At 53.3% G+C, this 8,055-nt stretch carries 6 protein-coding genes; all 6 read left to right on the forward strand.

Annotated features, from left to right (window positions below):
• Positions 1-57 precede the first annotated feature (57 nt).
• The 6 genes from ASE07_RS17295 to ASE07_RS17320 all read left to right on the forward strand — a co-directional run bounded on the left by ASE07_RS17295 (position 58) and on the right by ASE07_RS17320 (position 7,565).
• Complete coding sequence (locus ASE07_RS17295) at positions 58-1,209, forward strand: acyl-CoA dehydrogenase family protein (RefSeq protein ID WP_057292085.1); 1,152 nt, start codon at positions 58-60, stop codon at positions 1,207-1,209.
• A 340-nt stretch (positions 1,210-1,549) separates the two neighbouring features.
• Positions 1,550-2,539, forward strand: a complete 990-nt coding sequence (locus ASE07_RS17300; RefSeq protein ID WP_057292086.1) for an aliphatic sulfonate ABC transporter substrate-binding protein — start codon at positions 1,550-1,552, stop codon at positions 2,537-2,539.
• 675 nt (positions 2,540-3,214) lie between these two features.
• A complete protein-coding gene (locus ASE07_RS17305) occupies positions 3,215-3,721 on the forward strand; it encodes a GNAT family N-acetyltransferase (protein WP_057292087.1) in 507 nt (168 codons plus the stop codon).
• A gap of 466 nt (positions 3,722-4,187) precedes the next feature.
• On the forward strand, positions 4,188-5,225 hold the full coding sequence (locus ASE07_RS17310; protein ID WP_057292093.1) for an ABC transporter substrate-binding protein: 1,038 nt from the start codon (positions 4,188-4,190) through the stop codon (positions 5,223-5,225).
• Positions 5,226-5,365: 140 nt separating this feature from the next.
• Positions 5,366-5,560, forward strand: coding sequence for a hypothetical protein (locus ASE07_RS17315; protein ID WP_057292088.1), 195 nt, complete (start codon positions 5,366-5,368; stop codon positions 5,558-5,560).
• 886 nt (positions 5,561-6,446) lie between these two features.
• Entirely contained in the window at positions 6,447-7,565 is a 1,119-nt protein-coding gene (locus tag ASE07_RS17320; RefSeq protein ID WP_057292094.1) for a DNA polymerase Y family protein, read from the forward strand.
• Positions 7,566-8,055: the final 490 nt, after the last annotated feature.

Raw genomic sequence — 8,055 nt, forward strand, 5'->3', positions numbered from 1 at the left:
ACTGGCAGCGATGCACGCAAAACAGGTGTCAGGCGGATTGCGCTTGATAGGTAGCTGATGACGACGGATCTGAAAGCTTTGCTGGCCACGCTGAGGGCGACTGCGGTTGAGCGCGACCGCACAGGAGGTCATGCGGCAGCGGAAAAAGAACTTATTCGAGCTCATGGCTTGCTGGGCCTTTCCATTCCCCGACATTACGGTGGTGATGGATTGCCATGGCCCGTCATCTATAACTGCGTCAGGGAAATCGCAACCGTTGACAGCGCGCTTGCGCACGTGTTGGCATTTCATCATCTTCAGATTGTGACAGTTCTGATCTACGGCAGCGACGCGCAAAAGGAACGTTGGCTGGTCGATACCATGGCACGGCGCTGCTGGTGGGGCAATGCAATGAATCCATTGGACCTGCGCCTGACCGCGGAGGACCGAGGTGACGGTTTGGTACTTAACGGGCAGAAGGGATTTTGTTCGGGAACACGCGGTTCCAGCTATATGACGCTATCTGCCGTGCACGTTTCAAGCCGAAGAACAGTGTTAGGCGTTGTGCCGACCGGACATCATGGGATCAGCATACTGGATGACTGGGATCCGATCGGGCAAAGGCAGACTGACAGCAATTCGGTATCGTTCGCCAACGTGCCTTTATCAGGGGGAAACCTTCTGCGCAGGCATGATGAAGAACAGACGTTCTATCAGTCCCTGCGTACCTGTTTTGCACAGCTGGTGCTGGTCAATTTGTATCTCGGCATTGCAATGGGGGCATTTGAAGAAGCCCGACGGTATTTGCTTGAGCAGGGACGGCCATGGATACACGCCGGCGTAGCGCGGGCAACTGATGATCCCTACATGATTCATCGCTTCGCAGAAATGCACGTGCAGATCAGCGCGGCAACCGTACTCGCCGACCGTGCGGCGGCGATGATTGAGGAAGCGTTTCTACTCGGACGTGATTTAGGCGGGCAGCAGCGTGCAGCTGTGGCTATTGCGATCGCGCAAGCGAAGGTGGTATGCCATCGCGCGGGACTGCATGCGGCGCAGGAATTACTGGAGGTGGCTGGGGCGCGCGGCGCGAAAGCCGAGCTCGGTTTTGACCGATTCTGGCGCAATGTACGGACACATACATTGCATGATCCACTCGATTACAAGCTTTCAGTTCTCGGAAAATGGGCGTTAACCGGGGAGTCGCCTCCAGTCAGCTTGTATAACTAAAAGCCATTCCAAGTCATGTCATGCAATGGGTTGGGATGGGTATTCGTAGTAGCCAAGTGTTTCTACCAGCGTGACGTTTGCCGGTCGCGCTGGGTGGATGCGCCAAAACATAACGCGTTGAGCAAGTAGCGCACGCACAGGCATGTAGGACCTCTAGGACATTGTCCGTATAAGACTCGTCAAAAGGTATGCATTCTATCAATATGCAAGAACCAAAACTTTCGTTCGCAAACAAGAAAAATGTTCATACACTGCGGCGACCAGTCGTTATCCATTTTTGATTTTCCTGCCGATGAGCGGCGCGCGTTCAACCCAAACTTATACCTGAAACCAAACATCCATGTCAGATTCCTTCCAACGTTTTCGCCGTCTGCTGCTATCCTCATTCATCGCATTGCCACTTGCAGCGACCTTGCCAGCATGGGCGCAAAAGGCACCCGATGCAGTGCGCATCGGTTATCAAAAATCTTCCACTTTGCTGACCATCGTCAAGTCGCGCGGCACGCTCGAACAACAGTTAGCACTACTGGGAGTCAAGGTGAGCTGGCATGAGTTTCCAAGTGGCTTGCCGTTGCTGGAAGCGCTCAATGTGGGCGGAGTGGACCTGAGTGCCGACGTCGCCGATACGGTGCCGGTGTTTGCGCAGGCTGCCGGCGCGAAGTTGACGTATGTTGCACAGGAAGCGCCATCACCGTCTGCTCAGGCTATTGTTGTACGGGCCGATTCGCCACTGAAGACGATCGCCGACCTCAAAGGAAAGAGGGTTGCGGTGACCAAGGCCGCAGGTAGCCATTATCTTTTGATCGGCCTGCTGGAAAAGGCCGGATTGAAATTCAAGGATATATCTCCGGCGTATCTCACACCGTCGGACGGCCGCGCGGCATTTGAACGGGGCAGCGTTGATGCATGGGTTACCTGGGATCCGTTTCTCGCCGGCGTGCAACGGCAAGCGCAGGTGCGCATTCTGGCCGACGGCCGCAACGTCGCTGATTACCAGCGTTACTATTTGGCATCCACGCAGTTCGCCGAAGCCCGGCCAGACGTGCTTCATGTAGTCTATGAAGAATTGCGTAAAACCGGGCAATGGGTGAAACAGTATCCAAAGGAAGCGGCGGCAGCCTTGGCTCCGCTGTGGGGGCTTGATGCAGCGACGGTCGAGTTGGCAAACAGCCGGCGCAGCTACGCGGTCAGCCCGATACTGATTGATTCGTTGAAGGAACAACAGACCATCGCAGATACCTTCTTTAGTGAAGGCTTGCTTCCTAAAAAGATCAACGCTTCCAACGTTGAGGTATGGAGCCCTGCCGCGACCGTACCGGCCGCAAAGTAGCGCTACTTGGAGCATCTGACAAAAAGACGATGGAAAGACGCGGCCAACACTCGACGCAGCATTTTGTCAGGTGCTCTGATACGGCGATACGCGTTAGCCCCAACCGAGTAATGATTGTGGATATCATGGACCTTGTCACTGCGGCGCTGGCTTTTGTTGCAGTGATCGTTTCGCTGCTCTATCCGCTGGATCGCGACGGCGACGAATGACATATTGTCGTCATGCGCCATCGTGGAGTGGTTTGCATATGACCTGCAAATCGAAAAATCATTCGAACACGGCATATTGAAATTGCCAGTGTGCTTCATCAAGCGACAATAGACCGTCCTCTCTTGAACAGTAGCTTTTATTCAATGCCAACGTCAGCCGGTTTCGTCTCGGCGCAACATCGATCAACCATCTCGACCTTGCTAGCAGAACTGCCTGAAGCTGAAGACGTAAACCGGAAATAAAAAGCTTTTCATCGCGCCTGGCAGAAGGAAGTATTTTTACCATTTCCAGTATTTATGTGGAATAAGGATATGCAAGCTCGGCAATATTCGTTCTCGCTTGTGGTGAGTGGCGCTACAGTCTCCGTTAGCGGATATCAGTCTTCATTGTACGTCTTCCGAACTTTCATAACGAAAGCCGAATTGCTCTGAGCACGCGTAAAGGTGAACTATGACAGGAATCAGATTGGCGACCGAAGGTGATGCCGGTGCGGTGTGCGACATTTTGCGCCGAAGCATCACACAATGTTGTGTAGATGATCATCGCTATGATTCGGGAGTGCTGGAAAGATGGTTGCGTAACAAAACAACGGATACGGTGGAGAGTTGGCTTATCTGGCCGGCGCATTACCCTATCGTAGCAACCGTTCAGGATGAAGTCGTAGGCGTCGGCATGCTTGCTCGGCCAGGCCGCATCGTATTGCTGCATGTCGATCCTATAAGAAGACAAACCGGCATCGGCAGCGCTCTGCTTCGAACACTAGAATCAAAAGCGAGAAAGTCTGGCGTCTCCATGCTGCGAGTCACCAGCACGCTCTCGGCGCGCCGTTTTTATGAGTCGCATGGCTATTCATTGGTTACTGCCACCAGCGCCCCCTACGGCGCCGCGCTTGCCATGGCAAAGCGTCTCGGAGCCGATTTGCGGGCAAGGGCAAGCGCTTGTGGATGCAACGGCGCTGCAAGAGAAGCATGATAGCGTGACCAGGCAGCTTAGTACTGCTGTCAAGTGCATGACGCTTTACGCGTTCGCGTCAGTCCAGTCGCGGCTTAGTTCTACAAAAGCTAAAAGTTATGTCATCGTAGGTTTGCGCGGCGAACGAATCTAATAAATAAGGATATGAAGGATTTTACGTACTATCCCGACGATAATTTATCGCTAGTTCATATGCGCACACCCTATATTCAAACGCGAAATATTTCGTTTCACCCTTCGTGTTACCTGCATAGAATCAGTCCTTCCTGAACGGACGTGTTAGCTGTCATTTGCAACAAGCGTGTGTCCGGGTGAACTACCGTACAGGCGGAATTCCGGTCACCTCTATTAACAATTCGAAACGACTATGTCTCTATTTCTTGCCCGCTTCCATCACATCTCGCAATCCACTCGTTCGATGGTCTTACGCCTCTCGACCAAACCGGTATTGGTGCGGAAAGCATTTATGTCGCATTACCGGTATGTGCAAGGCTGCCGACTGTCAATCTTGCGTGCCGCATGCGGGATTCTGGCCTGTTCGTTTGCATCGCTAACTGTGCCCGCGCATGCGGAAGGAAAAATCCGCATTGCGCAACAGTTCGGCATCGGGTATCTGATTCTGGATGTTGTCCGCGATCGCCAACTGATCGAAAAGCATGGCAAGCAAGCTGGCGTTGATATTGATGTTGACTGGGCGAGTCTGTCCGGCGCCACAGGAATGAACGAGGCTCTCATCGCAGGATCGATTGATGTCGTGTCGGCGGGCGTGCCGCCAATGCTAACCATGTGGGACCGGACTCGCGGCAAGCAGAATGTCAAAGCGGTCGCTGCACTCGGGTCGCTGCCGAACTATCTGCTGACAAACAATCCTGCCGTAAAAACGCTGAAGGATTTAAGCATCAGGGACCGCATCGCCGTGCCTGCCGCCGGTGTTGGCTTCCAGTCCCGTACGCTGCAAATCGAAGCAGCCCGTGTGTTTGGAAAGGAAGATTTCAAGAAGCTCGACAGCATTTCTGTCAGCTTGCCTCACCCTGATGCCACGGCGGCGTTGATCGCAGGCGGCTCGGAAATTACTACGCATTTCTCCAGCGCGCCGTTTTACTATCTAGCGCTCGCTGCAGGCAAGAACGTGCACAAGATCATCAGCTCCTATGACATCCTCGGCGGACCGGCAACCTTCAATGTTCTCTACAGCACGCAAAAATTCCACGACGAGAATCCTAAGACTTACAAAGCTTTTTACAATGCCTTAGTCGAAGCAGGGCAGCTAATCCAGGCCGATAAAGCTGCCGCCGCAGATACCTTCATCCGCGTGCAGAAATCCAAATTGTCACCGGAACTGATCCGCAAGATCATTGAGGATCCGGAGAATCATTTCACCGTATCGCCGCACCGCACCTTCGTGTATGCCGAAGAATTGCATAAGCTGGGTGTTCTCAAGAACAAGGCCGTATCATGGAAGGACTACTTCTTTGAAGAGGCTTATGCGCATCCAGGAAGCTGATCTTACCGAAGGGCACATCACATGAACGTGCAACATGATTAGTTAGCCGCTGCTGAACCTGTAATAAGATCTAACCGTGCATTTGATTCTATCTCACTGGAACGCGAATGCAATAGAAACCCCGTATCAAAGGTTTAGACATGACACTCGACTTCCTTCCTCAGTTCCACGACCGGATTTCGCATCCTAATGGTGGCAACATCTGGGTCTCCGCGCCGCATCCTGAAACGCTTATTCCTATGAAGCAGAATTATTACCGCATATGGCAATGTGAGGAGTACCAACGCCTGTGCGACGCAGGCGAGGAGGTTGTAGCGCTGGCCATCAGCTTCTGACTTCTTTCAAAAAGCCGCAGCGTCACGCAAATCTGATCTCGCCCTGAAAATCTGCTGCTCGAAGTTTCGTTGAAAAAAGATGCGCCGGGAAGGCGTTGGATGTCCAACTTGGCGTCGAAGTAACCTTCTTGGATTCGTGTAACTGCCCGCCGGGTGAGTCTTAGAAGGCTGCAAGCAATTTAATGGCACCGCCTTAAATTTACATAAAGAAAGTTCGCGACCATTTTATCAACTTGCACCGTAGTCTTTGTATCGTGACATTGAACATAACCCGCCACGATGTGTAACGCATATCTTCGCTGTCTTGAATACGTAATGTGCGAATAAACGTGAGATCAACCCGATACCAGTGGCATGCGGCAGTTCGCAGCAGTGTTACGCACGAAAACCGGACTGGTTTTAAATCGCTGCAATGATAATAATAGTTATCATTGCTCATTTAATGGCGCCCGGCGGCGGATGGCGTCCTCCCGTCCGTTTAACAGTCCTCTGAACTAATCTGGTTACACTTTTGGAACTAATTCTTGAACAAATGTCCCTCCGCACAGAGCGTGTGCACAGAATGTACCCGTAGCCTTGCAAATATTGCATTAGAGGAAATGGTTTTCCTTTTATGTGCCAATTGTGCAGGTCGGTCTCCGACCAGAAAGGCGTCGGTCGGTGCAACCTCGCCGCGTTGAACCCTCCCTGAGGGAGCCGACCGTGCATCGAAGGTGAATTCCCTCAGTTCTGCGCTATCCTTGCTGCCGTCAAAGGATCACGAAGTCCAGCAGTCGCTATGGAATACGGAAAGGGAAGCACTAGTAACATCGTGGATAGCAGACAGAGTGCAGCTGCCGACCCCAAGAACAGTCCACAGCCCGTGCGGCGGATCGCCCACCTGGATATGGACTCATATTTTGCGTCCGTCGAGTTGCTGAAGTATCCAGATCTGAAAGGTGAGCCGGTTGTAGTGGGGGGACGGAGCGAGCACCAGCCGCAGCAAATGCCAGATGGCAGCCGTCGCTATGCGCGTCTCCGCGACTATGTCGGGCGAGGAGTAGTCACCACGTCGACATACGAGGCCAGGGCGCTTGGTGTTTTTTCTGGGATGCCGATGATGAAGTGCGCGAAACTGGCGCCGGATGCCATTTTGCTTGCTGCCGACTTCAATCTGTATCGCCACTATTCCAGGCTGTTCAAAGCAGCTGTGGCTACGGTTGCACCGCATATCCAGAATCGTGGCATTGACGAGATATATATTGATTTGAGCCATGAGGTAGGGGAGACCCGCGAGCTCGCTCAACGCGTCAAGAACGCCGTGGTCGAAGCCACAGGACTGTCCTGCTCCATCTGTGTCGCGCCAAACCGTCTGCTCGCAAAGATAGGGTCCGATCTCGAGAAGCCGAATGGACTGACGATTCTGTCCGCCGATGACGTACCGACCCGGATTTGGCCGCTTGCAGCGAGCAAGATAAACGGTATCGGGCCGAAGGCAGCCGAGATACTCCGTGTCTTAGGCATCACGACGGTCGAAGAGTTGGCCGCCGCGGACGCCGGGCTTCTGCAGGAGCACTTCGGGCGCTCATACAGCGCATGGCTGTTGGAGGCGGCCCATGGTATCGATCACAGTGAAGTGGTGATGCATTCCGAGCCAAAGTCGATGAGTCGCGAGAGCACGTTTGAAACAGATTTGCATCCACGACTTGATCGCCTGGCTCTTGGCGAAGTCTTCACCAATCTGTGCGTGCGGGTGTCCGAAGACCTGGTGCGTAAACACTATGTTGGGAAGACGGTCGGGATCAAGCTACGCTTCCAGGGATTTCATACCGTGACGCGCGACATCACCTTGCCCGAGGCGACCAACGATCCCGTGCTTATTCGACGGGCGGCAAGTGAATGTCTGAAGCGGGTGACGCTGGATAAGCGCATACGGTTACTTGGCGTGAAAATGTCATCACTGACCAAAGTAGATGAAGCGGGCGAACCTCGGCCACAGCAAGCCGACTTATTTGACTTCTCATAAGCGGTACCAACCGCGGCCCGCTTATGGTGTCCGGTTACATCGGAAGAGGAGCCATTCGTAACATGTCGTCCTATGGCTGCTGACGGCCATTAGCGGATATCAGAAGTACACGACCGTATGGCCGCTTCCGCGCACATTCCGGGCGGTGCGACTACATAAAGGTTTAGAGTAGATTGTAGGGCAAAGCGAGGTATCGCCTTTGCCGCATATTGGAGGTTTGCCCCTTATGCGATCCTTCAACCGCGCCATGCTGTCCGTACCAGTACCAGGCTGCGCCGACTGCATGCGATCCTGCGACGCTGCCCGAATAACGAAAGGAGTGGACATCCTGCTCGTTTCCTGTATGGTGGGCAACTGGACTTCGGGTCCCATCAAGCTGTATTTCGTTGTCGGTCTCTTCCCTCGTCTCGTTCTTCAACAGAGCGACTCCGTTTGAATCCCTTCAGTTAAGCCCCCTTGGTAGGGAGTCGCATTGGACATTATGTCCTTC

It is taken from the genome of Noviherbaspirillum sp. Root189, assembly GCF_001428545.1.
Classification (GTDB): Bacteria; Pseudomonadota; Gammaproteobacteria; order Burkholderiales; family Burkholderiaceae_D; genus Noviherbaspirillum.